This is a genomic window from Actinomadura viridis, assembly GCF_015751755.1.
GTDB classification, from domain to species: Bacteria; Actinomycetota; Actinomycetes; order Streptosporangiales; family Streptosporangiaceae; genus Spirillospora; species Spirillospora viridis.
Window position 1 is genome coordinate 8,191,463 of sequence record NZ_JADOUA010000001.1, and the last position, 23,755, is coordinate 8,215,217.

Sequence of the window (23,755 nt, forward strand, 5' to 3'; positions counted from 1 at the left end):
CGATCCCACCGGGCACGATGGGGCCATGACGACTCTTCCCCTCGGCCCGGACGAACTGCTGACGACGACCCGCGCGGTGCGCAAGCGCCTCGACCTCACCCGGCCCGTCCCCCTGGAACTGGTGCGCGAGTGCCTGGAGGTCGCGCTCCAGGCGCCCAGCGGGAGCAACCTCCAGACGTGGGAGTGGATCGTCGTCACCGACCCGGACGTCCGCGCGAAGATCGGTGAGTACTACCGGCGGTCCTTCGCCGCGTACGCCCGAGCGGGCGGTGCCGCCGCCGGCCTCTTCAAGGACGACCCCGCCCGCGCGGAGACCCAGCGGCGGGTCTCCGAGAGCGCGGTCCACCTCGCCGAACGCATGGGCGAGGTGCCGGTCCTGGTGATCCCGTGCCTGCGGCTGAACGGCGGCGAGCTGCCCAAGGGCAACCAGGCCGGGCTGTGGGCGTCGCTGCTGCCCGCCGTGTGGAACTACTGCCTCGCGGCGCGGGCGCGCGGTCTCGGCACCGCCTGGACCAGCCTGCACCTGGAGTACGAACGCGAGGTGGCCGGGGTGCTCGGCCTGCCGGAGAGCGTGCGCCAGGGGGCGCTCATCCCGACCGCGTACTACACGGGCGAGTCGTTCAAGCCCGCTCCCCGCGTCCCGCTGGACGAGGTGCTGCACGTCGACCGCTGGTGAACGGTCAGCCGATGACGTTGCCGGGGGAGTCCAGCCACACCCACTGGCCCTCGGCCGTCACGGTCAGACCGTAGCGGGTGCAGTCAGGCCGACCGGCCTTCCTCCACCGCTCCTCGGCCTCGTCCATGGCCCGCGGCCGCACCCTCCGGCCGCGCAACGGCATGAACGGGGCGGGGCCGAGGAAACGGCCCTCGCCGGTGGCGCCCGGGCCGACGGTGACGCGGCACAGCGGCCAGTCCGGGTGGAACGTCGGTGCCCACGGCACCAGGACCAGCCCGCCCTCCCGGGTCTGCTCCAGCCAGGCCCGGGAGACCTCGCGGGCCGAGGCGGTGACGATGACCCGGTCGTACGGCGCGCCCGGCGGATGGCCCCGCTCGCCGTCCCCGTCGACGACCCGGACGGGGTGACCGGCCGCGCGGGTCGCCTCCCGGGCGCGCGCGGCGGCCACCGGGTCGATCTCGACGCTGACGACGTTCTCCGTTCCCAGCAGGCACGCCAGGACGGCCGCGTTGTAGCCGGTGCCGGCGCCGATCTCCAGCACCCGCATGCCCGGTTCGAGCTCCAGGGCGTCCAGGAGGCGGGCCATGATGAACGGCGCGCTGCTGGAACTGGTCGCCTCCACCCCTCGCCCCGTGGCGGCGTCCCGCAGTTCGGGCGGGACGTCGGGATCGAAATCGGTCCGCGTCACCACCGCCTCGTCGGCCGCCACGTGCTCCCGCCATCGATCCGGATGTTCGGAGCGCCGGAGAGGCACCAGCCAGCCGTTCTCGCCCGGGACGAAGATCTCGTCAGGGATGAACGCCTCCCTCGGCACCGTGGCCAGTGCCTCCCGGATGTTCACTGTTTACCCGATCCGTTGCACAATGCGCAGGGGGCCCAGAAGCGCTTTCCGTCGTTGGTCTTCCACGACCCTCCCTTGCCATTGCAGGAGGAGCAGTCCTCATCCTTTTTGTGCTTCCCCATTGATCATCCTTTGGTCATCGACCCCCCTGAGGGAAAGGTAGCGCTCGGTGACCGATGGGGAAAGCCCCGGCCGTGTACCGGCCGGGGCGGGCAGGGCTTACGCCGTCGTCACCCGGTCAGGGAGAGCAGGGCTTCGGTGATCCTGGCCCGTAGCGGATCGTGACGGGGGCCCAGTTCGTGGCGGGGGGCGTCGCGCTCCCGGCCGTACCGCCAGACCGGGCCGTGCAGGAGTTCGGGCGGCTCCCAGCGGTAGCGGGGATGGACGTGTCCGTGCAGGTGGTTCCAGGAGTTGCCGAGGATCTCGTAATTGATCCGCGCGAACGCGGGGTCGAGATCGGAACAGGCCCGTTGTACGGCTTCGCCGAGGAGGGCGAGCTCGTCGAGAAAGGCCGTGCGCTCGCGGCGGGGCAGGTCGGTGAGATGATCCGCGACGCCCGCGTAGAGCAGGAGGCAGTAGCCGGGAAGGTGCTGGGTGTAGCCGATGACGGCCCATCCGGTGTTCATCCGGTGCAGGACGGTGGGGTTCTCCCCCCGTTCCGCCGAGCCGATCGGGTCCTCTTTCCAATTTTCTGGGGGAGTGCCGGGGACGTCTTGTTCCTCTGGATGCATGGGGGAATCTTCCTCCCCCATGCCGGGCGGGCCCGGATCCTTCCCCTTTTCGGCAGGGCAAGATCACCGATTGCGGTCGGGACGTGCTTTGCGGGGGGAGCGGCGTGCCGGGCGGAGGTTGCCGACCGTGGGCCCGGCACGCCGCCGGTTCGCGGGTCACGCGGGTTCGCGGGTCATGCGGTACGGGACGGTTCCCCCGGGCCGCGCTGGAAGAGGACGTACAGCCAGATCATCGACGGGACCAGGATCAGCGCCCCGGCCCCGAGCGCCATGAAGACCATCTCCAGCACCGCGTCGTGGGCGACCGCGGAGTCGAGGTCGAATCCGGCCATCCCGGCGGCGCCCCAGAGGACGGCGACGACGGCCAGCGCGGCGGTGGCCCGGACGGCCAGGTACGAGCGGCGTACCAGCAGGGCGAGCGAGACGAGCCCGGCGGCGGCCGAGAGGAGGATCAGCGGCGAGTGGACGCCGAGCGCCGCGGCGCCCGGCAGGGCCAGCACGCCGGAGGCGACTCCGGACATCAGCGCGTACCCGCGGAACCGCAGCGAGTGGGTCTGGTCGCCCAGCCGCAGCGCGTCCCAGATCAGGTAGACGGCGGCGAGGTAGGCGCACAGGGTGGTGGTGAGGACGCCGCCGTACACCCCGGCCAGGCCGACCCAGGACGAGCCGCCGGTGGCGATGGTGGCGGCGACCGCGCCCAGGCAGTACGGGGTGAGCACCGAGGAGATCCCGAACGTCCAGGCATACCAGCCGCGGTCGGGGACGGCCTTGGCGAACACGAACGTGCTGCCGCGGGCCACGATGCCCAGCGCGGCGAGGGACAGCGGCACCCAGTGCGTGCTCATCACCTCGGCGAAGACCGGCGGGAACGCCGTCCACGTCATCACCATCACGAAGATCAGCCAGACGTGGTTGGCCTCCCACAGCGGGCCCATGGCGTGCTCGATGATCTCCTTCTCCGAGCGGCGCCGGGAGATCAGGTGCCAGAGGCCGGCGCCGAAGTCGGCGCCGCCGAACAGCAGGTAGGCGGACAGGCCGAGCAGGATCAGGCCGAGGGCGATGTCGCCGTGGCTCATCGGGGGCTCCCAGCGGTGACGGGTTCGGGGGCGGGGGTGCCGGGTCCGGCTGGCGGCCGGCGGCGCATGCGGCGCAGGACGCTGATGGTGGCGATCGCCAGGACGGTGTAGACGACGAGGACGACGTAGAGACCGAAGCGCAGCCCGGGGCTGGGGTTGACGGCCTCCTCGGTGCGCATCACGCCGTACACGATCCAGGGCTGCCGGCCGACCTCGGTGGTGGTCCAGCCCGCCAGCATCGCGATGGAGGCGCCCACTCCGGCCAGTGCGGCGAGCCGCAGGAACCAGGGCTTCCAGGGCAGGTCGCGGCGGGGCGACAGCTCGCCGTTGCGGCCCGTGCCGCGGCGGCGCAGCCACCAGGCCAGCGCCCACCAGGCGGCCAGGGCCAGCAGCGCCATGCCGATGGCGATCATGATTTCGAACGAGGTCTTGACCACCTCGGCGGGCGGATGCTGGTCGGCCGGGAACGCGTCGAGCCCGCGCAGCGTGGCGTGCGCGTCGTACTTGGTCAGCAGCGACAGCAGGTTCGGGATCTCGAAGACCGCGAACCGGAACGGCACTCCCGCCTCGGTGTGCTCGATGCCCTCCATCGCGGCGAACTTGATCGGCTGGTTGCCCTCGACGAACCGGGCCGCCCAGTCGCCGACCAGGACCTGCAGCGGCGCGCAGGCGGCGCCCAGCGAGAACGGGATTGCGAAGCCGAGCCGGTGGTAGCGGTCCACCCGCCCGGCGCGGCGGTCGCGCAGCAGCGCCACCGCGTACACGGACGCGACGACGAAGCCGCAGACCATGAGGGAGGCGAGGATGAGGTGCACGGCCTGGACGGGGGTGGCCGGGTTGAACATCGCCGCGAGCGGGTCGACGTCGGTGACCTCCCCGTCGACCAGCCTGAAGCCGCGCGGCTGGTTCATCCAGGAGTTCACGGTGACGACGAACGACGCCGACAGCAGCCCGGCGATCACCACCGGGATGCCGGTGACGAAGTGCGCCCGCGGGGACAGCCGGTCCCAGCCGTACAGGTAGATGCCCATGAAGATCGCCTCGATGAAGAAGGCGATGCCCTCCAGGGCGAACGCGGCGCCGAAGACCTGGCCGTACTTGTCCATGAAGCCGGGCCACAGCGTGCCCATCTCGAAGGACAGCACGGTGCCGGAGACCGCGCCGACCGCGAACAGCACGCCGGCGGCCTTCATCCAGCGGCGGGCCAGCTCGGCGTAGACCGGGTCGCCGGTGCGCAGCGAGCGCCATTCCGCCAGCAGCGTGATCGCGGGGAGGCCGATGCCGATGGACGCCAGGATGATGTGGAAGCCCAGGGTGAACGCCATCTGCTGGCGCGCGGCCATGAAGTCGGCCGGCGTCGCGGCGCCCTGGGCCGCGTCGGTGAGAAGAGCGACGGTGCTCATACGACAGAATGTAGTACTACAAGGCGTAGTACTTAAGCCGGTAGTACTACCCGACGTGGTGATCTCCCTCTCATCGCGTATCCTGGCGGCGTGAAGGGTCTGGGAGAGCTTGAACGCACGGTCATGGAGGTCCTCTGGGCGAGGGAGGACTCCGGCGCCGTCGCGGCCACCGCGCGCGACGTGAGCCGGGCCCTGGCCGGTGACCGCGACCTCGCGCACACCACCGTGATGACCGTGCTCGACCGGCTGGCCAAGAAGGGCTTCCTCCAGCGTGAGCGGGACGGCCGGGCCTGGCGCTACCGGCCGGTCGCCAGCCGGGAGCGGTACGTGACCGAGCTGATGCTGGGCGCGCTCAACGAGACCGGCGACCGCGACGCCGCCCTGGTGCACTTCGTCCAGTCCGTCTCCGAGGACGAGGCCGCCGTGATCCGCCAGGCGCTGGCCCAGCTGACGGCCCCTAAGGAGCCACCGGCATGACCGGCACCGCCCTGCTCGCACTGATCTCGATCGGGACCATCGGCGGGGCGCATCTGCTCTCGCGGGCCCGGTGGACCTGGCACGCTCCGCGCACGGGCATCGCCCTCTGGCAGGCGCTCGGGCTCGGCTGGGGCGTCGCCACCATCGGAACGCTCCTGGGCCTGGCCCTGCTGCCCTATCACCAGGGCATCGTCGGGGGCCTGCCCGGCATGTTCGACGACCAGGCCGGCCGGCTCGCCGCCGGCCATGTCGCCGCGCTGCTGGCCGCGATCAGCCTGACCGCCGTCCTGGTGGTCATGCTCGTGTACGCGGTCGTCCGCGTCGTCCGGGCCCGCCGCCGGCACCGGGCGCTGCTGGCGCTGGTCTCGCGCAGCGACTCGGCCGTGCCGCGGGGGACCCTGGTGCTCGACCATCCCGGGGCCGCCGCCTACTGCGTCCCCGGGGTCCGCTCGTCCAAGGTGGTCGTCAGCGCCGGGACGCTCGCGCTGCTCGACCCGGCGGAGCTGGCCGCGGTCCTGGCGCACGAGCGGGCGCACGCCCGCGAGCGCCACGACCTGGTGCTGCTCCCGTTCGCCTCGCTGCGCCAGGTCTTCCCGCAGATCCGGCTGGTGGGCAACTGCCTGGACGCGGTCGAGCTGCTGATCGAGATGGCCGCCGACGACCGGGCCCGGCGGCATCGGCCGCCGCGCGAGCTGGCCACGGCGCTGCTCCGGTTCGCCGCCGCCCGTCCCGCCGCCGCCCCCTCGGGCACCCTCGGCGTCGCCAACACCGGCGACATCCCGGTGATGGCGCGGGTGAACCGGCTGCTCGACCCGGTGCAGGTCGGCCGCCCCACCCGGCTCGCCGCCACGGTGGCCGTACCGCTCCTCATCTCGGTGCCGGTGCTCCTGTACACGCTCCCGCACTGACGCCCGGCCCGGTCCTCCCTAGGTCGTGCCGCGGGTGCGCGGCACGACCAGTCCCGTCTCGTAGGCGGTGACGACCGCCTGAGTCCGGTCGCGCAGCCCGAGCTTGTGCAGCAAGCGGCTGACGTGCGTCTTCACGGTCTCCTCGGTGACCGTGAGCCGGGCCGCCACCTCCGGGTTGGACAGGCCCTCGGCCAGCAGCCGCAGCACCTCGGTCTCGCGCGGGGTGAGGGTGCCCAGCGCGGCCGTCGCGGCGGTGCCGGGCCCGGGCCGGAGCCGGGCGAACTCGGCGATGAGCCGGCGGGTGACGGCCGGGGCGAGCAGCGCCTCGCCGGCGGCGATGACGCGGACCGCGTCGAACAGCCGCTCGGCGGTCACGTCCTTGAGCAGGAAGCCGCTGGCGCCGGCCCGGAGCGCGTCGTAGACGTACACGTCCAGGTCGAACGTGGTCAGGATGAGGACGCGCGGCCGGGCGGACGGGGCGCCGGCGGATGGGGCCTCGGCGAGCCGCCGGGTGGCCTCGATGCCGTCCATGCCGGGCATGCGGACGTCCATGAGGACGACGTCGGGGGACAGCTCGGCGCAGACTCGCACCGCCTCGGCCCCGTCGGAGGCGGTGGCGACGACGGTGAGATCGGGCTGGGTGCCGAGCAGCTCGGTGAATCCGGTGCGCACCACCGGGTGGTCGTCGGCGAGCACGATCCGGATCGCCGGGGCCGCCGCGCTCATCCGGCCGCCCGGCCGGGTCCGGGCAGGCGGGCCTCGACGAGGAAGCCGCCCCCGGCGGCTGCGCCGGAGCGCAGCTCGCCGCCGACCGCGGCGGCCCGTTCCCGCATCCCGGCCAGCCCGTGGCCGCCGGACACCGCGGCGGTCGCCGCGCCGGGGCCGTTGTCGCGGACGAGCAGGCACAGGCCGTCGCCGGTGTAGTCCAGCTCCACGTCCACGGCGGCGCCGGGGGCGTGCCGGCGGGCGTTGGTGAGGGCCTCCTGGACGATGCGGTGGGCCGCCAGCTCGACACCGGGGTCCAAAGTGACCGGCGTGCCACGGAGGATGAGGCGGACACCGGTCCCGGAGGCGTCCCGCGCCGCGTCGAGCAGCCGGTTGAGCTCCGGCAGGCGCAGCCCCGGCTGGGGCCGCAGGTCGTCCCCGTCGCCGGCGTCCTCTCGCAGGACGCCGAGCAGCCGCCGCATCTCGGTCAGCGCCGTCCGGGCGGTGTCGCCGATCGCCGACAGCCGCCGCGCGCCGTCGTCCGGCATCCCGGGCACGGCCAGCCGGGCCGTCTCGGCCTGCACGGTGACCAGGGAGATGTGGTGGGCGACCACGTCGTGCAGTTCACGGGCGATCCGGGCGCGTTCCCCGCGCGCGGTGTGCTCCAGCAGGGAGTCGGCGGCGGCCCGCCGGGCGGCGCCGTGCTCCAGCGCCTGGCCGTGCGCCCGCCGCGCGATGCCGGCGAGGGCCGCCGCCGGGGCCAGGCAGGCCGCCAGCAACGCCAGTACCCCCGCTTCGCCGCCTGCCCGGGCGGCCAGCGCGAGCAGGGGGAACGGCACCGCGAGCAGCACGGCCAGGTGCCGGCGGCCCGCCAGGCCGAGCCGGTACCCGCTGATCAGCGTGGCGGCCACGCCCGCCGCGGTCAGGGTCTGGAAGGCGGTGAGGGACAGCACCCCGGCCGAGGAGACGATCACCGCTCCGGTGGCCGGCTGTTTCCACAGGAGCGCGATCGGCGCCGTGGTGGCCAGGGCGAGCAGGCCGAACACGGCGAAGTACAGGGCCAGGCCCTCGCTCCCTTCAGGAGGAGGGCCCGCGCCGTGCGCGACCAGCCCGGTCACCGGCGCGTTCACCGGCGCGGTCACCATGCGCCCGGCAACCAGCGGTGTGCTCCCGGCGTGCGCGAACGACTCGGCCAGCGCGAGGAACGCCAGCAGCGCGCCGCCCAGCACGGGCGCTCGGCCCGCCACGGCGGTCCGCCCGGCCGCGGCGATCCGCCGCCCCCACCCGGCCGCGCGCGCCGGCGGGTCATCCGTTCGCTTCACGCAGGTCATTGTCGCGGGTCGCCGGTGTTCCGGCATCCCTCGTGGGAGGGACGCCGGGTCGCTCACGTCCGGGACGGCGAAGATGGCTCGGCCGCGGGACGCCCGCGCCGCCACCGTTCCCTAGCGTCTCCGGCATGCGAGCGAGCATCGAAGTGACCGGATTGCGTAAGCGGTTCGGGCGGACCGTGGCGCTGGACGGGATGTCCTTCACCGTGCGGCCGGGGCGGGTCACCGGCTTCGTCGGCCCCAACGGCGCGGGCAAGTCCACCACCATGCGGGTGATCCTGGGCCTGGACGCGGCCGACGCGGGTGCCGCGCTGGTCGGCGGCCGGCCGTACCGGAGCCTGCGCGACCCTCTCCGCCATGTCGGGGCGCTGCTGGACGCCGCCGCGCTGCAGCCGAGCCGTACCGCCCGGAACCACCTGCTGTGGCTGGCCCGCTCCCAGGGGCTGGGCACCCGCCGGGTGGACGCGGTGATCGAGCAGGTCGGCCTGGGTTCCGCGGCGCGGCGCAGGACGGGCGGCTTCTCGATGGGCATGCGGCAGCGGCTGGGGATCGCCGCGGCGCTGCTCGGCGACCCGCCGGTGCTGATGCTGGACGAGCCGGTGAACGGCCTGGACCCCGAGGGCGTCGTGTGGATCCGCGGCCTGCTGCGGTCGCTGGCCGCCGAGGGCCGCGCCGTCCTGGTGTCCAGCCACCTGATGAGCGAGATGCAGGACACCGCCGACCGGCTCGTCGTGGCGGGCCGCGGCCGGGTCGTCGCGGACACCGGCGTGGACGAGCTGATCGCGGCCGCGTCCCGGGGCCGGGTCACGCTGCGGACCACGGCGCGGGAGGAGGCGATGGCGGTGCTGGCGGGCGCCGGTGCGACCGTCGCCGTCACGGGCCGCGACACCCTCACCGTCACCGGGCCGGAGGCGGCGCGGATCGTGGCCCTGCTCGGCGCGAACGGGGTGCCGTTCGCCGAGGTGGCGGCCTATCGCGCGACGCTGGAGGAGGCGTACATGGATCTCACCGGGGACGCGCAGGAGTTCCGCGCCGGAGCCGGACGGGAGGCGGCCCGGTGACCGGGTTCGCGCGGCTGCTGCGCGCGGAATGGACCAAGTTCCGGACGGTCCGCGGCTGGGTGCTCGGCCTGTCGGCCGCGGCGGCGGCCACCGTGCTGCTCGGGGTGCTGTCCGCCACCGGCACCCATACCTCGTGCGGCGGGCCGAGCGACGTCTGCCCGGCCGTCCCGAAGGGGCCGGGCGGCGAGGCGGTGGACGACAAGTTCTTCTTCGTCCACCGCGAGCTGGCCGGGAACGGCGAGATCACCGCCAGGGTGACCGCGCTGACCGGGCGGATCCGGGTGCCGGACGCCGATCCGGGCGTCCGGCGGGTCGTCCCCGGCGTGGTGCCGTGGGCGAAGGCCGGGATCATGGTCAAGGACGGCACCCGCCAGGGCTCGGCGTACGCGGCGCTGATGGTCACCGGGAAGCACGGCGTGCGGATGCAGCACGACTTCACCCACGACACGGCCGGGAGCCCGGGCGGAGCGTCCAGGGACGCCCCGCGCTGGCTGCGCCTGGTCCGCTCCGGCGACACCCTCACCGGCCACGAGTCGGCCGACGGCAGGCGATGGACGAGGGTCGGCACCGCCCGCCTGGACGGGCTGCCGGCCACCGTGCGCGTCGGGCTGTTCGTCACCTCGCCGGGCGATCTGCGGGTGACCCGGGGCGATCTCGGGGGGACCGTGGCGGCGGTCCGGTTCACCGAGGCCACCGGCGTCTTCGACCGGGTCGGCGTGCGGGCGGCGACGCCCGGCGGGGCCGTGAGCGGGGCCGCCGGGACGTGGCGCCATGACGACGTGGGGGCGACCCTGGAGCCCGACGGGGCGGCGCACCATCCGGGCGGGGCCACCGAGTCCGGCGGCGGGTTCACCGTGACCGGGACCGGTGACATCGCCCCGCGCCTGGACGGCCGGACCGTGGAGGACACCCTGACCGGCGTGCCCACCGGGCTGATCGTGGTGATCGTGGTGGCGGCCGGTTTCGTCACCGCCGAGTACCGGCGGGGCCTGATCCGCACCACCCTGGCCGCCGGTCCGCGGCGCGGCCGGGCACTGGCGGCCAAGGCCGCCGTGATCGCCGGGGCGGCCTTCGCCGCCGGGCTGGGCGCCGGGGCCGTGGTCCCGATCGGCACGCGCATCCTGCGTTCCAACGGGAACCACGTCCTTCCGGTGACGATGTTCACCGAGGTGCGCGTGGTGGTCGGGGCCGCGGCGCTGCTCGCGGTCGGCGCCGTCCTCGCGCTGGCCCTCGGCAGCCTGTTCCGGCGCGGCGCCATGGCGGTGACCGCCGCGATCGCGCTGACCGTCCTGCCGCACGTCGTCGCGACCGCCTCGGTCCTGCCCGCGGACGCGGCGGATTGGGTGCTGCGGCTGACCCCGGCCGCCGGATTCGCCGTCCTGCAGAGCGTCCCGGAGTATCCGCAGGTGATCGGCCACTACACACCGCAGGGCGGCTACTACCCGCTGGAGCCCTGGGCCGGGTTCGCCGTGTTCTGCGGGTACGCCGCGCTCGCGCTCGGTCTGGCCGCCGTCCTGCTGCGCCGGAGGGACGCGTGAGACGGGAAATGCGGGCGGAGTGGACGAAGCTGCGCACCCTGCCGGGGACCCCCTGGCTGCTGCTCGCCCTGGTCGGGCTGACCGTCGCCGGAAGCGCCGCCGCGGCGGCGCTCGTGTCCTGCCCCCGGCCGGGATGCGGGTACGACACGGCCCGGGTCAGCCTCTCGGGCGTCCAGGCGGGCCAGGCGCTCGCGGGCGGCCTGGCGGTCCTGGCGATCGGCGGCGAGTACGGCATCGGCATGGTCCGCGCCACCCTGGCGGCGATGCCGCGCCGGGGCACGGTCCTCGCCGCCAAGGCGGCCGTGGTCACGGCCCTGACCGCGGCGGCCGGGACCGTCGCGGTCCTCGCCTCCGTGCTGGCCGGGCGGCTCATCCTGCCCGGCAACGGCTTCACCGCCGCGCACGGCCACCCGCCGCCGTCCCTGGCCGACGGGGCGGTGCTGCGCGCCGTCGTCGGCTCGGTCCTCTACCTCGTGCTGATCGCCCTGCTCGGCCTCGGCGTCGGCGCCGCCGTACGTGACTCGGCGACGGCGATCGGGGCGGTGCTCGGCCTGCTGTACGTCACCTCGGCGGCGCCCTTCCTGGTCTCCGATCCGGGCTGGCAGGTGTTCCTCTGGCGGATCTCCCCGATGAACGCGGGGCTGGCCGTCCAGGCGACCACCGGCGCGTCCGCCCTGCCCCTCGGCCCCTGGGAAGGGCTCGGCGTGCTCGCGGCGTGGGCGTGCGCGGCGCTGCTGGGCGGCGGCCTGCTGCTGCGGGCGCGCGACGTCTGACCGGCCCGCGGCCTTCCGAGGAGTCCGCGTCGCTGGACTTCCACGGCGCGAGCCGCGTCCGCGCCATTGACCTGGGCGGCCCTCGCTCTCTACGCTAACGCGAATCTCCTTCATATTCGCGGGCCCAGGGGGCGCCGATGATCGCACGGGACCGCCGGGCACGGCTTTCGGTCAACGCCGTGTTCGCCGTCCAGGGACTGTGCTTCGCCTCGCTGGTGACGCGGGTGCCGCAGGTCCAGGACGCCCACCGGCTCGGAGACGGGGCGCTCGCGCTGGTGCTGCTGGCCGTCCCGCTGATCGCCGGGGTGGGCAGCGTGCTGTCGGGGGCGCTGTTCGCCCGCTTCGGCAGCGGCCCGGTGCTGCGGGTCGCGCAGCCGGGCGTCTGCGTCGCGGTGACGCTGATCGGCCTGACCGGAGGCGGCCTGGTCGCGCTGTACGCGGCGGTGGCGCTGTTCGGGCTGTTCGTCGGGGCCGTGGACGCGGGCATGAACGCGCAGGCGGTGGCGGTCGAACGGCGGTACGGCGTGAGCCTGCTGACCGGGTTCTACGCGGTGTGGAGCGTCGCCGGGATCCTCGGCGGCCTCTGGGTGGCCCTGGCCAACCGGCTGGACCTGGCCCTGGGGCCCGGCTTCCTGGCCCCGGCCGTCCTCGGCGCGGCCGTGTCGCTGGCCGCCGGGCGCGGGCTGTACCGCAAGGACGAGGAGGCGGCCGGGCCCAGCGCCGAGGAGCTCAGGGCGGCGGCCCGGCGGGTGCCCTGGCGCCCCGTCCTGATCGTGGGCACGGCCATGGGCGTCTTCTACCTGGCCGACGCCGTCATCTCCAACTACAGCGCCAAGTACCTCCAGGACACCCTGGACGGCGGCGACTTCGCGGCTCCGCTGGGCTACGTCGCGTACCAGGTCGCCATGGTGGCCGCCCGCGCGGCGGCCGACCTCGGCGTCCGGAGGTGGGGCGGCGTCCAGGTCGTCCGGCTGGGCGGGATCCTGGGGCTGGCGGGGATGGCCGGCGTGGTGGCCGCGCCCTCCGCCGCCACCGCGATCGCCGCGTTCGCCCTGGCCGGGCTGGGCCTCAGCGTCGTCGCGCCGGTCGCGTTCTCCGCCGCCGGTCGGGTCGACCCGACCGGCCTCGGGGTCGCGGTGGCGCGGCTGAACGTCTTCAACTACGTGGGCTTCGTGCTGGGCGCGGCGATCGCCGGGGCCCTGGCGCCCGCCGGGATGCGGCCGGTCTTCGCCCTCCCTGCCGCCCTGGTCGTCCTGATCATCGTGCTCGCCGGCGGGTTCGCGCCGCGGCCGGCCGCCGCGGCGCGTCCCGGTGCCGGGACCGACCGGCCGTCCGGGGCCGGGGCCGGGGCCGGGGCCCGCTAGGCGTCGCGCAGTGCGGGCGGGAGGTCGAGGGCCATTCCGTACAGGCGGTGCACCCGGAGCCTGATCACCACCCGCTCCTCGTCCACCTGGCGCCGCAGGAACGCCTCCCGCTCCTCGGGGTCGTCGATGCCCGGCGTCATGGCCAGCAGTTCCCGTCCCGCCGCGTCGCCCGGCTCGGTCGTCGCGGCGATCTCGGCCGTCGCCTCGGCGACGACATAGGTGGTGTGGTCCCGGGTGGAGAGGTAGAGCGCGGCCCGCGGGTCCCGGCGGAGCTGCCGCACCTTCAGCCGTCCGGCCGTGGACGAGACGCGGGCGACGCGTTCGGCCGGATCCCACTGGTAGAGGACGGTGGACAGCTGGGGATGGCCGCCGCTGTTGTTGGTCGCGAGAGCGCCGAAGAGGTGCTCGCTCAGCAGCCGTGACAGGTCTTCCTGGGTGAGGACTTCGGGGCCGGGGGCGTTTTCGGACATTGGAGTGCCTTCCTTATCGTGGGTTCGGGTCGGGGTCAGGCGGTGTGGGACACGGTGTCGGGCGCCTTCTCGGTCACGGGCGCGTCCGCCGTGCCGGGCCGCGGGCGGCGCAGGACGGCGAACGCGATGGCGAAGGCGGCCACGAGCAGGCCGGTGCCGACACCGAACGCCAGGTGGTAGCCGCCGGTGAGCGCGGACGCCTCGCTCTGGCCCGCCTTCATCAGGCCCTCGGTACGCCCCGCCGCCAGGGTGGACAGCACCGCGACGCCGATGGCCATCCCGACCTGCTGGGTGGTGTTGAAGAGCCCGGAGGCCAGGCCCGCGTCGTCCTCATCGGCCCCGGACATCCCGAGCGCGGTCAGCGCGGGCAGGGCGAGCCCGAAGCCCCCGGCGAGGAGCATCAGGGGGAGCAGGTCCGCGGCGTAGTCCGCGTCCTCCGGGACGCGGGCGAGCAGGCCGAGCAGCGCGATCAGCGGCACCAGCCCGGCCAGCAGGACGGCGCGCTCGCCGAAGCGGGCGTTCAGGCGCGCCGAGACGCCCAGCGACACCGCGCCGATGACGAGCGCGGCCGGGAGCATCGCCAGGCCGGTCTCGGCGGCGCCGTACCCGAGCACCCGCTGCATGTAGAGGGCCAGGACGAACTGGAACGAGAACAGCGCCGCCACCATCAGCATCTGGACCAGGTTGGCGCCCGCGACGCTGCGCGAGCGCAGGATGCGGAGCGGCATCAGCGGGGTCCGCGCGGTGGCCTGGCGGACGGTGAACGCGGCGAGCAGGCCCAGGGCGACGGCGCCCAGGCCCAGCGTGTGCGCCGACACCCAGCCGTGCTCCTCGACCTTGACGACGGTGTAGATCCCCAGCATCAGGCCGGCCGTCACCAGGGCGGCTCCCGCGACGTCCGCGCCGGCCGTGAGGCCGAGGCCGCGGTCGGCGCGCAGCACCGGGACGGCGACCGCGATCGTGGCCAGCCCGATCGGCAGGTTGATGAAGAAGATCCAGTGCCAGTCGAGGACGTCGGTGAGGACCCCGCCCAGCACGCTCCCGAGCGAGGCCCCGGCGGCGCCGGTGAAGGCGAACACCGCGATCGCCCGGGCGCGCTCGCCCGGGTCGGTGAACAGCGTGACGAGGATGCCCAGGCTGACCGCCGCGGCCATGGCGCTGCCGGCGCCCTGGAGGAACCGCGCGGCGATCAGCACGGCCGGGGTGGTGGCCGCGCCGGCCAGCAGCGAGGCGGCGGTGAAGACCACGGTCCCGGCCACGAACATGCGCTTGCGGCCGATCAGGTCGCCCAGCCGCCCGGCGAGCAGGAGCAGGCTGCCGAACGCGATCAGGTAGGCGTTGACGACCCAGCTGAGCCCGGCCGGCGAGAAGCCCAGATCGTCCTGGATCGCGGGCATCGCCACGGTCACGATGCTGCCGTCCAGGATGGTCATCAGCGTGCCGGTGGCGAGCACGCCCAGGGCCACCCAGCGCGAGCGCGGGGCCGCGCCGCCGGACGGGCCCGCGGGCGGACCGGGCGGTGAACCGGAGATACGAGACATGGGCCTCTCCCAATCGATGAACCGATGGAGAGACCGTAGCAGATAGTTTTGTTAGAGACGATCCTTCATGGATCGATTTTCGTCAGCGGCTGCGCTGGCGCGGCCTCCGCACCGGCTGCGGGCACTCCACCGGCTCCGCCAGAAGCCCCGCGGCCAGGCGGTTCAGCGCGCGCGTGAACACCGCGCGCTCGTCCTCGGGCAGCGCCTCCAGCACCTCGGCGTGCACCCGGTCGACGATCTCCTGGCTGCGGCGCGCGATCTCCGCGCCCCGGTCGGTGACCGCGATGATCCGGGCCCGCCGGTCGCGGCTGGACGGCCGCCGCTCGGCGTAGCCGGCCTGCTCCAGGGCGTCCACCGTCACCACCATCGTGGTTTTGTCCATGTCGCCGATCTCGGCCAGCTGGATCTGGGTGCGCTCCTCCTCCAGGGCGTGCTCCAGCACGCAGTGCATCCGGGGGGTGAGGCCGATCTCGGCGAGTGCGGCGGTCATCCGGGTGCGCAGCACCCGGCTGGTGTGGTCCAGCAGGAACGAGATATCCGGCTCGGTGCGGCCGGGGGCGATGGTGGCCATGCTCCCAGCGTACAACTTCATCCGCTTGGAGATTATCTATCGCTTGCCGTATATGTCCCGGAGGTATCCTGAACGCATGAATCGTCACGCGTGCCAGGGCTGGTGGCCGTCCTAGGACGGCCACCCACCCGCGCACGCCCAGGGCCGTCCCTTCCGGACGGCCCTTTCCGCTCCCCGGAGAGGGGCGGCACCGGACGGGCCGCCCTCCGACCACCGAGGAGCACCACCATGCCCGTTCCGCCCGTCACGATCCTGACCGGCGACCGCCCGACCGGCCCGCTGCATCTGGGCCACTACTTCGGCACCCTGGCCAACCGGGTCCGCCTGCAGAGCGAGGGCGCCGACCTGTTCGTGCTGGTCGCCGACTACCAGGTGCTCACCGACCGGGACGTGGCCGACCGCCTCACCGAGCATGTCGAGGGACTGGTCGCCGACTACCTGGCCGTGGGGATCGACCCCGGCGCGGCCACCATCTTCCAGCACTCCGCGGTGCCCGCCCTCAACCAGCTCATGCTGCCGTTCCTCTCCCTGGTGTCGGTCGCCGAGCTGCGCCGCAACCCCACCGTCAAGGAGGAGATCGAGGCGTCCGGGCAGGCCACGGTGAGCGGGCTGATGTTCACCTACCCCGTCCACCAGGCGGCCGACATCCTGTTCTGCAAGGCCGACCTCGTTCCCGTCGGCAAGGACCAGCTGCCGCACCAGGAGATCACGCGGCTGATCGCGCGCCGGTTCAACGAACGTTACGGACCGGTGTTCCCCGTCCCGGACGCGCTGCTGTCCGACACCCCGAACCTGCTCGGCACCGACGGCCGGAAGATGAGCAAGAGCAGGGGCAACGCCATCGCGCTCTCCGCCACCCCGGACGAGACCGCGCGGCTGATCAAGGGGGCCAGGACGGACGCCGAGCGGCACATCACCTACGAGCCGGACACCCGGCCCGAGGTGTCCAACCTGGTACGGCTCGCCGCGCTCTGCCAGGGCCGCGACCCGCGCCTGGTGGCCGAGGAGGTCGGCGGGGGCGGGGCCGCCGGGCTCAAGAAGGTCGTCATCGAGTCGGTCAACGAGTTCCTGCGCCCCATCCGGGCCCGCCGCGCCGCGCTCGACCGCGGCGAGCTGCGGCGGGTGCTGCGGCGGGGCAACGAACGCGCCAACGAGGTGGCCGACCGCACCCTCGCCGAGGTCCGGGCCGTCATGACCTGAGACCGACACCGTCCAGCACCGCCGCCGCCAGCGCGTCCACGTCCGGCTCCGGCGCGGTGCCGTGGAACAGCAGGGACAGCACGGCCTCGTGGCACACCCCGACGATCATGGCCGCGGCGGCCTCGACCCGGGCGTCCGGGGCCAGCCGGCCCAGCGCCCGTTCCGCCCGCAGGTAACCGACCAGCCGGTCGCGCCAGTCCTCGCCCGGTTCGTTCGCCTCCGCGAACCGGGCGAGGACCTCCGGCCGCCCGATCAGCCCCGCCATGGCGGGGAGGATGCCGTGGTGCAGCGCGAGCCCGTAGGTGATGTAGGCGCGCAGGTTCTCCGCGACCTCACCGGTGCCCGGGTCGGGCAGCGGGCTCAGCCCCCGCTCGACCGACCGGACGTGGGCCCGCATCGCGTGGGCCAGCAGCTCCTCCTTGTCGGAGAAGTGGTTGTACAGCACGCCGTCGGCGACCCCGGCCTCCCGCGCGATCCCGCGCACGGTCAGGCCCGCCGTCCCGCCCTCGGAGATCATGCGTTCGGCGGTGGCGATCAGGTGCTCGCGCAGGCTCCGGTCCTCGCCGTCCCGCAGCGCCGCGGCTCGTCTCGGTGACATCACCCCGCATCGTATGCGCGGGGACCGCCCTGCCCGCCGCCGCCCGCGCCGGTGTCGAACGCGAAACCGAAGGAGGCCAGCTCCCGCAGGAACGGCAGCGGCTCCACCACCTCGTCGATGTGCCGCACGCCCGCCGGCATCCCCGCCAGCCGCCGTACCACCAGCGCCGCCGCCAGCCCCGACGCCCGGCTCTGGCCGCGCCCGCCGAACGAGACCGAGACCCCGCCCGAGGAGACCACCACGGCGAAGCGGTCGGCGCCGACATGGAGTCGCGTCAGCGCCGCGAGCGCGGCCGCCCGCCCTCGGGGAGTCCGCACCGCCCGGGCCACCGGCCCGGTCAGCAAGGCCGTGAGCAGCCGCGAATCCAGGCACAGGCCCGTGCGCACCCGCCCGGCCCCCAGCGTGTGCTGGTCGGAGAACGGGAAGCCGTGCACGGTGCGCCGGCCGAAGGGCTCCGGGAACCGCATCCGCCAGGACGGCCCCAGCTCGCCCAGCGCGTCGAGCGTCCACTCGACCGCCCCGGGACCGTGCCGCTCCCCGGAACCGATCAGCACGCCGATCTCCACCGGCGGGCCGTCCCCGTGGAGCCGCGCCAGCAGGTTGGTGACCCCGGGCGCCAGGCCCACGCTGAGCACGGCCGTCGCGTCCCCCGCGTCCAGCTTCTCGATGGCCGCCAGGACCTCGTGCGAGGCGGACACGTCGACGTAGTGGACGCCCCGCCGCAGGCACGCCTCGGCGACCCGGGCGTTGTCGCGCTCCACGCACATGAGCACGGCGTCGGCGCCGTCCAGGGCCCGGTCCAGGTCGCCGGGGTCGCTCACATCGACGCGGAGCGGGACGGCGCCGGGGACCTCCCGCGCCTTGGCGAGGCTGCGGCCCGCGACCACGACCTCCGGAAACCAGGCGGCCAGGGCCCCGGCGGCCTCCCGCCCCACGGCCCCGTACCCGCCCAGGATCACGACCCGCCTCATCGCGCCGCGGTGACCAGCCACGCCGTCCCCCGCAGCCGTACGCCGCCGGGCCGCTCGAACCGCGCCAGCGACTCCGTCAGGGCCTCGCGCGCCCTGGCCGCCGCCTCCGGTCCGACCAGCCCCAGGTGGTACTTGACCGGCCCCCAGGCGCCGAGGAAGGCCGCCGCGTCGGCGAGGTCCCGTCCCCAGAGCTGGTCCGCCTCCACCCGCTCGCAGCCGACGCCGCGGAAGCCCGCCGCGCCCAGCACCTCCTCGATCCGGGCCGGGTCGGAGAACGACGTGGGGCCGCTGCCGTCCTGGCCGGTGGGTGTCGGCAGGTGCTCCCGCATCGCCCCGAAGACCGTCCCCAGGTCGGTGCCCTCGAGCGCGGTCATGCACACGAACGCCAGCCGTCCGCCCGGGCCCAGCGCCCGCCCGATGTTGCCGAACGCGGCGACCGGGTCGGCGAAGAACATGATCCCGAACCGGCTCAGCATCACGTCGAACTCCCCGTCCCGGAACGGGTGGACCTGCGCGTCCCCCCGCTCGAAGGTCACGTTCGCGACGCCCTCCAGGCCGGCCTGCTCCCTTGCCCGCGCCAGCATCGGTTCGGAGAGGTCCACCCCGACCGCCTCCCGGGCCCGCCGTGCCGCCAGCCGGGTCAGCTGCCCGTTCCCGCACCCGACGTCCAGGACCCGGTCGCCCGCGCCGATCCCGGCCGCCTCCAGCAGGAAGTCGTTGAACCCGCCGTTCACGGCGTCGTACCGGGCGTGGTTGTCGGCCCAGTGCCGCCCCTCGTAGCCGTTCCAGGCCTCCGCCTGATGCTCGTTCACGATCCGCGTCATGTCGCTCCCTCGGTATGAACGTCTGTTCATGAACATACGTTCATACCGAGCCGAGGTCAAGCGCCCGGGTCCTCCGGCGGAGCGAGGTGGACGGGGTCGGCGGAGAAGCGTGCGGTACGAGGGTCGCGTTCGTCGCCGAAACGGCGGGTGAGGATGCCGTACAGCTCCGGGCGCCGTCCCTGGATCCAGCGCCGGCCCGTGGACAGCGGCAGGAGGCCGAGGTCGAGATCCGCGGTGACCAGGGCGTCCGCCGGGACGGAGGTCTCCGCCAGGATCCGGCCGTAGGGGTCCAGGATCATGGCGTTGCCGGTGCGCACCTCGTCGTCGTCCTGCCCGACCCCGTTGCTGAACAGCACGAACAGCCCGTTGTCGTGGGCGCGCGCGGGCAGCCAGCGCAGCAGCCAGCCCCGGCCGTCCGGACCGCGGAACGCCGCCTCGACCGCGGCCGGATCGTGGTGCCGCCCGTGCCAGAGCTCCAGCGGGATCGGCTTCATCCCATGCGGGCTGCGCGAGTCGGTACCGCCGGTCTGGTGCGGGGCCACCAGCACCGAGGCGCCGAGCAGCGCGGTCGCGCGGACGTTCTCGACGAGGTTGTTGTCCCAGCACACCAGGATCCCCACCCGGACGCCCCAGGGCGTGTCGAACACGGTGTACGCGTCGCCGCTGGAGATCGCCTCGTGCTCGAACGCGTGCAGCTTCCGGTGCCGGTGGACGCCGCCGTCCGGCAGGCATACCGCGTAGGAGTTGAACAGCGCGCCCCGGTCGGATTCGAGGAACCCGATCCCGATCGCCAGGCCGTGGCGCGCGGCCAGCGCGCTCATGGCCGTGACGGAAGGGCCCGCCAGAGACTCGGCGAGGGCGTGGAGCCGTTCGGCGGTGTAGCGGCGCAGGTGCCAGTAGCCGAGGAGACTCATCTCGGGGAAGACGATCATCTGCACACCGCCGGTCGCGGCCTCCCGGACGAAATGCTCCATCCGTCGCAGGTTGTAGGTCTTGTCATCGGGACGGGGCTCGAACTGGACGACGGCACAGCGCAGCATGGGTGCTCCTTCCAAGGGGGCGGCTCCCAGCACAGTCCACGCACGTGCCATACGTCCAATGAATGTTCTCCGCTCTGCCATAACCTCATGGAATGGAACTTCACCTGCTCCGTGCCTTCGAAGCGGTCGCGCGTCACGGCCACTACGGGCGGGCCGCGCGGGAGCTGGCCCTCACCCAGCCCGCCCTGAGCAAGCAGATCCAGTCGCTGGAGGCCAGGGCGGGCGGGCGGCTCTTCGACCGCGGCCGGCATGGGGCCGCCCTCACCCCGCTCGGAACGCTCCTGCTCCCCGAGGCGCGCACCCTGTTGCGCCGCGCGGACGACCTCGCCGGACGGATGGTCCGTATGGCGCGCGGGGAGGTCGGCCGGATGGCGGTGGGGTTCGGGCTGTCCAGCATCCAGACCGCGCCCCGGGCGGTGGCCGCCTTCCGGGCCCGGTACCCGGACACCGCCATCACGCTGGAGGACATGTCCTCCAGCGTCCAGCTCGACCTGCTGAAGTCGGGGGAGCTGGACGTGGGGTTCGTGCGCCTGCCGGCCGGGGACGGCTGGGGCCGCCTGCCGGTGGGCGGCGACCGGCTGGCACTGGCGTCCACCGACCCGGCGGCGCGCCTGGAGGACGGGCCGTTCGTCGGGCTGGCGCGGGCCAAGGGCCCCGGCCTCGTCGATCAGGTGGAGCGCTACTGCGCGGCGCTCGGCGTCCGGGCCCGCCCGGTCCAGGAAGCGCACGACCTGCAGACCGTCCTCGCCCTCGTGGCGGCCGGCGTCGGGATGGCGCTGGTGCCGTCCGAGGCCGCCGCCATCGCGCCGCCGCCGGTGACGGTGACGCCGATCGACCATCCGGCGGCACGGTGGCGGATCGGCGCCGTGTGGAACCCCGCCTTCGCCAACGCCGTGACCGGCCGCTTCATCGCCGTCGTGGAAGAACTCACGTCCGCGTCCCGAGCGCCGGAAAACGCCGTGCCCTGAGACCCTGGCCGTTGTTAGCGTGCGCCCATGGAAGATCGGCCGGACGGCTTGGACGAGGAACGCCTGCCTGAGATTCTGCGCGCGTTCGGCATCGACGCCGAGGAGACGGACTACGCGCGGGTGGGCTTCGGGGACTACCACTGGACGGTCACCGGGGCCGACGGGCGGCGCTGGTTCGCCACCGTCTCCGACCTGGAGAACAAGGAGCACTGCGGGAGCGGCGCCCGGGCCGCGCTGGCCGGTCTGCGCAGGGCCATGGAGACGGCGGCGGTACTGAGGGAACGCGACGGGCTGGACTTCGTGGTGGCCCCCGTACGTTCCGAGAACGGGGAAACGGTCCTCCCGCTGGACGGCCGGTACGCGTTGAGCGTGTTCCCTTACGTGGCCGGTACGCCCGGCGCGTTCGGCCAGGAGCAGACCGCGGAGGAGCGGGCGCAGGTCCTCGGGCTGCTCGCCGAGTTGCACGGCCGTACCCCTCCCGGCGCGACCCCGGAGATCCCGCTCGACCCGCCGGGGCGCGGCCGGCTGGAGCAGGAGCTTGCCGGGGGAGCGGGCGAGTGGCGAGGCGGACCGTACTCCGAGCCCGCACGCGAACTCCTCGGCGGGAACACCGCCGCCCTGCGCGCCCGGCTCCGGGACTTCGACCGGCTGGCCGGCCAGGTACGCCGGAGCGGGGCGGCGCCCGTGGTGACGCACGGCGAACCCCACCCCGGCAACCTCCTGAGGGTGGACGGCGGATACCTGCTGGTCGACTGGGACACCGTCGGCCTCGCCTACCCTGAGCGCGACCTGGCCGGGGTCTGCGCGGACACGGCCGCCTTCGCCCCGTACACGGAGGCGACCGGACGCACGCCGGACCCGGCCGCGCTCACCCTCTACCACCTGCGCTGGGACCTGGCCGAAGTCGCCGAGTACATCGGCTGGTTCCAGGCCCCGCACACCCGTACCGCCGACACCGAGACCGCCTGGCGCGGCTTCACCGAGACGGTCGAGGCGCTGGTGCGCGGGGCCGTCTGAGCCCTCCCGCAGGGGGTACGCGCCGGAGCGTCGGCGCGTACCCCGTACCGGCTCAGTACGTCAGGTTGCAGGCGGGGACCCAGCCGGTGACGCCCGTGCCGACGTTGCGGCCGTGGTACCACCATTCGGTGTCGAGCCCGTTGTCGCACATGTAATAGGCGTGCTTCTCGACCTTGTCGGACTCGAAGCCCTGGCCGGGATAGCCGAGGCCCCTGCGCACGGAACCCTTTCTCGGCTCGCTCCAGATGATGATGCCTGGGGCGCGGAAATCCAGCCGCTGCGCGGCGTGCGCGGACGCCGGGACCGGGCCCGCCGGCGCGGCCTGGGCGGCCGTGGCGGTGATGGGGAGAAGGCCCGCGGTGGCGGTGACCGCCGCGGCGGCCACCGCGAAACGGCGGACGTTGAGTGCGAGACGCATGCTGATCCCTTTCGTGAAGGTGAACGGCGCGGGGTGCTTTCTGAATGCGATTACATTGTGGGACAGAGCATGCACGCTGAGTAACGTTCCGGAGGTGGAAAAGGGGTGCCACCAAAGAATGACGGGGGTCTCGTCCACACTGAGGAGGTGACCAACGAGGTACTCGGCCGGCGGGCGCTCAACCGGGCTCTCCTGGAACGGCAGATGCTGCTGCGCAGGCACCGGCTCCCCGCCCTTGAGGCGATCGAGCGGCTGGTCGGCATGCAGTCCCAGGCGCCCAACCCGCCCTACGTGGGGCTGTGGAGCCGCCTGGACGGCTTCGACTTCGGTGAGCTGGCCGGGCTGATGCGCGAACGCCGCGCCCTGCGCATGGTGCTCATGCGCGGCACCCTCCACCTGGTCAGCGCCCGGGACGCGCTGGCGCTGCGCCCGCTCACCCAGGCGGTGCTCGACCGGTACCTGAAGACCGGGCGGGGAGGCGCGCTCAACGGGACGGGCCTCGACCTCGCGCCGGTGCGCGAGGCGGCCCGGCGGTTCCTGGAGGAGGAGCCCCGCACGGACAAGGAGCTGCGCGCCCATCTCGGCGAGCGCTGGCCGGAGATGGACGCCGAGCTGCTGGCCTGGGCGGCGCGGTGCGCGCTGCCGCTCGTTCAGGTCCCACCGCGCGGCATCTGGGGTGCGAGCGGGGCCGCCCGGCACACGACGCTGGAGAGCTGGCTGGGCCGCCCGGCCGACGACGATCCGCCGATCGAGCGGATGGTGCTGCGCTACCTGGCCGCCTTCGGCCCGGCCACCGTCGCCGACGTCCAGCAGTGGTCCGGCCTGACCCGGCTCGGGGAAGTGGTGGAACGGCTCGGGTCCGGGCTCACCACGTTCGCCGACGAGAACGGCAGGGTCCTGTACGACCTGCCGGAGGCGCCGCGCCCCGACCCCGCCACGCCCGCCCCCGTCCGGTACGTCCCGGAGTTCGACAACCTCACGCTCTCCCACGCCGACCGGGCCCGGGTCATCTCCGAGGAGCACCGCAAGCGGGTCTTCACGGTCAACGGGATCATCCGGGCCACCGTGCTCGTGGACGGCTTCGTCCACGGCACGTGGAAGATGGAGACCGGGCGGGGCGCGGCGACGCTGCGGGTCGACCTCTTCGCGCCGGTGTCCGAGGCGGACCGGGCCGCCCTGGCCGACGAGGGGCGGCGCCTGCTGGCCGCCGCCCACCCCCGCGCCACGTCGCACGAGGTGGTCTTCTAAGCGCAGGC

At 74.1% G+C, this 23,755-nt stretch carries 25 protein-coding genes; 11 read left to right on the top strand and 14 right to left on the bottom strand.

What is annotated here, in order from left to right; all coding sequences use genetic code 11:
• The first annotated feature begins 25 nt into the window (after window positions 1-25).
• The gene (locus tag IW256_RS37155) at window positions 26-676 is read left to right on the top strand and encodes a nitroreductase family protein (RefSeq protein ID WP_197015398.1); all 651 of its coding nucleotides are present in this window, start codon (window positions 26-28) and stop codon (window positions 674-676) included.
• Window positions 677-680: 4 nt separating this feature from the next.
• On the opposite strand, the gene IW256_RS37160 is transcribed toward IW256_RS37155, so the two are convergent.
• The 4 genes from IW256_RS37160 to IW256_RS37175 all read right to left on the bottom strand — a co-directional run bounded on the left by IW256_RS37160 (window position 681) and on the right by IW256_RS37175 (window position 4,727).
• The gene (locus IW256_RS37160) at window positions 681-1,517 is read right to left on the bottom strand and encodes a methyltransferase domain-containing protein (RefSeq protein ID WP_197015399.1); all 837 of its coding nucleotides are present in this window, start codon (window positions 1,515-1,517) and stop codon (window positions 681-683) included.
• Window positions 1,518-1,747: 230 nt separating this feature from the next.
• Complete coding sequence (locus tag IW256_RS37165; protein ID WP_197015400.1) at window positions 1,748-2,248, bottom strand: HIT family protein; 501 nt, start codon at window positions 2,246-2,248, stop codon at window positions 1,748-1,750.
• Between the two features lie 173 nt (window positions 2,249-2,421).
• Window positions 2,422-3,324 (bottom strand): cytochrome d ubiquinol oxidase subunit II, encoded by a 903-nt coding sequence (locus IW256_RS37170; protein WP_197015401.1) that lies wholly within the window; start codon window positions 3,322-3,324, stop codon window positions 2,422-2,424.
• On the bottom strand, window positions 3,321-4,727 hold the full coding sequence (locus tag IW256_RS37175) for a cytochrome ubiquinol oxidase subunit I (RefSeq protein ID WP_231404085.1): 1,407 nt from the start codon (window positions 4,725-4,727) through the stop codon (window positions 3,321-3,323). The genes IW256_RS37170 and IW256_RS37175 overlap by 4 nt, the downstream gene beginning before the upstream one ends.
• Window positions 4,728-4,817: 90 nt before the next feature.
• Here IW256_RS37175 and IW256_RS37180 point away from each other — a divergent pair, with 90 nt between their 5' ends.
• Together IW256_RS37180 and IW256_RS37185 are read left to right on the top strand one after the other, a co-directional pair.
• Window positions 4,818-5,204: a BlaI/MecI/CopY family transcriptional regulator gene (locus tag IW256_RS37180; protein ID WP_197015402.1), complete on the top strand. Its 387-nt coding sequence runs from the start codon at window positions 4,818-4,820 to the stop codon at window positions 5,202-5,204.
• The gene (locus IW256_RS37185) at window positions 5,201-6,112 is read left to right on the top strand and encodes a M56 family metallopeptidase (RefSeq protein ID WP_197015403.1); all 912 of its coding nucleotides are present in this window, start codon (window positions 5,201-5,203) and stop codon (window positions 6,110-6,112) included. The genes IW256_RS37180 and IW256_RS37185 overlap by 4 nt, the downstream gene beginning before the upstream one ends.
• Window positions 6,113-6,130: 18 nt before the next feature.
• Here the strand turns inward: IW256_RS37185 and IW256_RS37190 are convergent, their stop codons facing one another.
• Both IW256_RS37190 and IW256_RS37195 read right to left on the bottom strand, forming a co-directional pair.
• Complete coding sequence (locus IW256_RS37190) at window positions 6,131-6,838, bottom strand: response regulator (protein ID WP_197015404.1); 708 nt, start codon at window positions 6,836-6,838, stop codon at window positions 6,131-6,133.
• Window positions 6,835-8,139, bottom strand: coding sequence for a sensor histidine kinase (locus tag IW256_RS37195; RefSeq protein WP_197015405.1), 1,305 nt, complete (start codon window positions 8,137-8,139; stop codon window positions 6,835-6,837). The genes IW256_RS37190 and IW256_RS37195 overlap by 4 nt, the downstream gene beginning before the upstream one ends.
• A 134-nt stretch (window positions 8,140-8,273) precedes the next feature.
• On the opposite strand from IW256_RS37195, the gene IW256_RS37200 reads away from it, so the two are divergent.
• From IW256_RS37200 to IW256_RS37215, 4 genes are all read left to right on the top strand, one after another.
• Window positions 8,274-9,206 (top strand): ATP-binding cassette domain-containing protein, encoded by a 933-nt coding sequence (locus IW256_RS37200; RefSeq protein WP_197015406.1) that lies wholly within the window; start codon window positions 8,274-8,276, stop codon window positions 9,204-9,206.
• Window positions 9,203-10,744 (top strand): DUF1349 domain-containing protein, encoded by a 1,542-nt coding sequence (locus tag IW256_RS37205; RefSeq protein WP_197015407.1) that lies wholly within the window; start codon window positions 9,203-9,205, stop codon window positions 10,742-10,744. Before IW256_RS37200 ends, IW256_RS37205 begins: the two co-directional genes overlap by 4 nt.
• Window positions 10,741-11,517 (top strand): ABC transporter permease subunit, encoded by a 777-nt coding sequence (locus IW256_RS37210; RefSeq protein WP_197015408.1) that lies wholly within the window; start codon window positions 10,741-10,743, stop codon window positions 11,515-11,517. The genes IW256_RS37205 and IW256_RS37210 overlap by 4 nt, the downstream gene beginning before the upstream one ends.
• A gap of 137 nt (window positions 11,518-11,654) precedes the next feature.
• Window positions 11,655-12,881, top strand: a complete 1,227-nt coding sequence (locus IW256_RS37215) for an MFS transporter (protein ID WP_197015409.1) — start codon at window positions 11,655-11,657, stop codon at window positions 12,879-12,881.
• Here IW256_RS37215 and IW256_RS37220 read toward each other — a convergent pair.
• The 3 genes from IW256_RS37220 to IW256_RS37230 form a co-directional block, all read right to left on the bottom strand.
• Window positions 12,878-13,351, bottom strand: coding sequence for a pyridoxamine 5'-phosphate oxidase family protein (locus tag IW256_RS37220; protein ID WP_197015410.1), 474 nt, complete (start codon window positions 13,349-13,351; stop codon window positions 12,878-12,880). The two genes, IW256_RS37215 and IW256_RS37220, sit on opposite strands and share 4 nt — an antisense overlap.
• 35 nt (window positions 13,352-13,386) lie before the next feature.
• Window positions 13,387-14,892, bottom strand: coding sequence for a DHA2 family efflux MFS transporter permease subunit (locus tag IW256_RS37225; RefSeq protein ID WP_197015411.1), 1,506 nt, complete (start codon window positions 14,890-14,892; stop codon window positions 13,387-13,389).
• A gap of 82 nt (window positions 14,893-14,974) precedes the next feature.
• Window positions 14,975-15,463, bottom strand: coding sequence for a MarR family winged helix-turn-helix transcriptional regulator (locus tag IW256_RS37230; RefSeq protein ID WP_197015412.1), 489 nt, complete (start codon window positions 15,461-15,463; stop codon window positions 14,975-14,977).
• A 228-nt stretch (window positions 15,464-15,691) separates the two neighbouring features.
• Here IW256_RS37230 and trpS point away from each other — a divergent pair, with 228 nt between their 5' ends.
• Window positions 15,692-16,663 carry a tryptophan--tRNA ligase gene (trpS, locus tag IW256_RS37235; RefSeq protein WP_197015413.1) on the top strand — a complete coding sequence of 324 codons (972 nt, stop codon included), beginning with the start codon at window positions 15,692-15,694 and terminating at the stop codon, window positions 16,661-16,663.
• Here trpS and IW256_RS37240 read toward each other — a convergent pair.
• Genes IW256_RS37240 through IW256_RS37255 form a run of 4 tightly spaced genes read right to left on the bottom strand, consistent with a single transcriptional unit; the run spans window position 16,653 to window position 20,096 of the window.
• A complete protein-coding gene (locus IW256_RS37240) occupies window positions 16,653-17,261 on the bottom strand; it encodes a TetR/AcrR family transcriptional regulator (protein WP_197015414.1) in 609 nt (202 codons plus the stop codon). The two genes, trpS and IW256_RS37240, sit on opposite strands and share 11 nt — an antisense overlap.
• On the bottom strand, window positions 17,261-18,232 hold the full coding sequence (locus tag IW256_RS37245; RefSeq protein ID WP_197015415.1) for a saccharopine dehydrogenase NADP-binding domain-containing protein: 972 nt from the start codon (window positions 18,230-18,232) through the stop codon (window positions 17,261-17,263). The genes IW256_RS37240 and IW256_RS37245 overlap by 1 nt, the downstream gene beginning before the upstream one ends.
• Window positions 18,229-19,056, bottom strand: a complete 828-nt coding sequence (locus IW256_RS37250) for a class I SAM-dependent methyltransferase (RefSeq protein ID WP_197015416.1) — start codon at window positions 19,054-19,056, stop codon at window positions 18,229-18,231. Before IW256_RS37250 ends, IW256_RS37245 begins: the two co-directional genes overlap by 4 nt.
• Before the next feature lie 56 nt (window positions 19,057-19,112).
• A complete protein-coding gene (locus tag IW256_RS37255; protein WP_197015417.1) occupies window positions 19,113-20,096 on the bottom strand; it encodes a nitrilase family protein in 984 nt (327 codons plus the stop codon).
• Window positions 20,097-20,188: 92 nt separating this feature from the next.
• On the opposite strand from IW256_RS37255, the gene IW256_RS37260 reads away from it, so the two are divergent.
• Window positions 20,189-21,064, top strand: a complete 876-nt coding sequence (locus tag IW256_RS37260) for a LysR family transcriptional regulator (RefSeq protein WP_197015418.1) — start codon at window positions 20,189-20,191, stop codon at window positions 21,062-21,064.
• A 27-nt stretch (window positions 21,065-21,091) separates the two neighbouring features.
• Complete coding sequence (locus IW256_RS37265; protein WP_197015419.1) at window positions 21,092-22,081, top strand: phosphotransferase; 990 nt, start codon at window positions 21,092-21,094, stop codon at window positions 22,079-22,081.
• A 52-nt stretch (window positions 22,082-22,133) separates the two neighbouring features.
• Here IW256_RS37265 and IW256_RS37270 read toward each other — a convergent pair whose 3' ends face one another.
• Window positions 22,134-22,499 (bottom strand): hypothetical protein, encoded by a 366-nt coding sequence (locus IW256_RS37270; RefSeq protein WP_197015420.1) that lies wholly within the window; start codon window positions 22,497-22,499, stop codon window positions 22,134-22,136.
• 147 nt (window positions 22,500-22,646) lie between these two features.
• On the opposite strand from IW256_RS37270, the gene IW256_RS37275 reads away from it, so the two are divergent.
• Window positions 22,647-23,747 (top strand): winged helix DNA-binding domain-containing protein, encoded by a 1,101-nt coding sequence (locus IW256_RS37275; RefSeq protein WP_307829318.1) that lies wholly within the window; start codon window positions 22,647-22,649, stop codon window positions 23,745-23,747.
• Window positions 23,748-23,755: the final 8 nt, after the last annotated feature.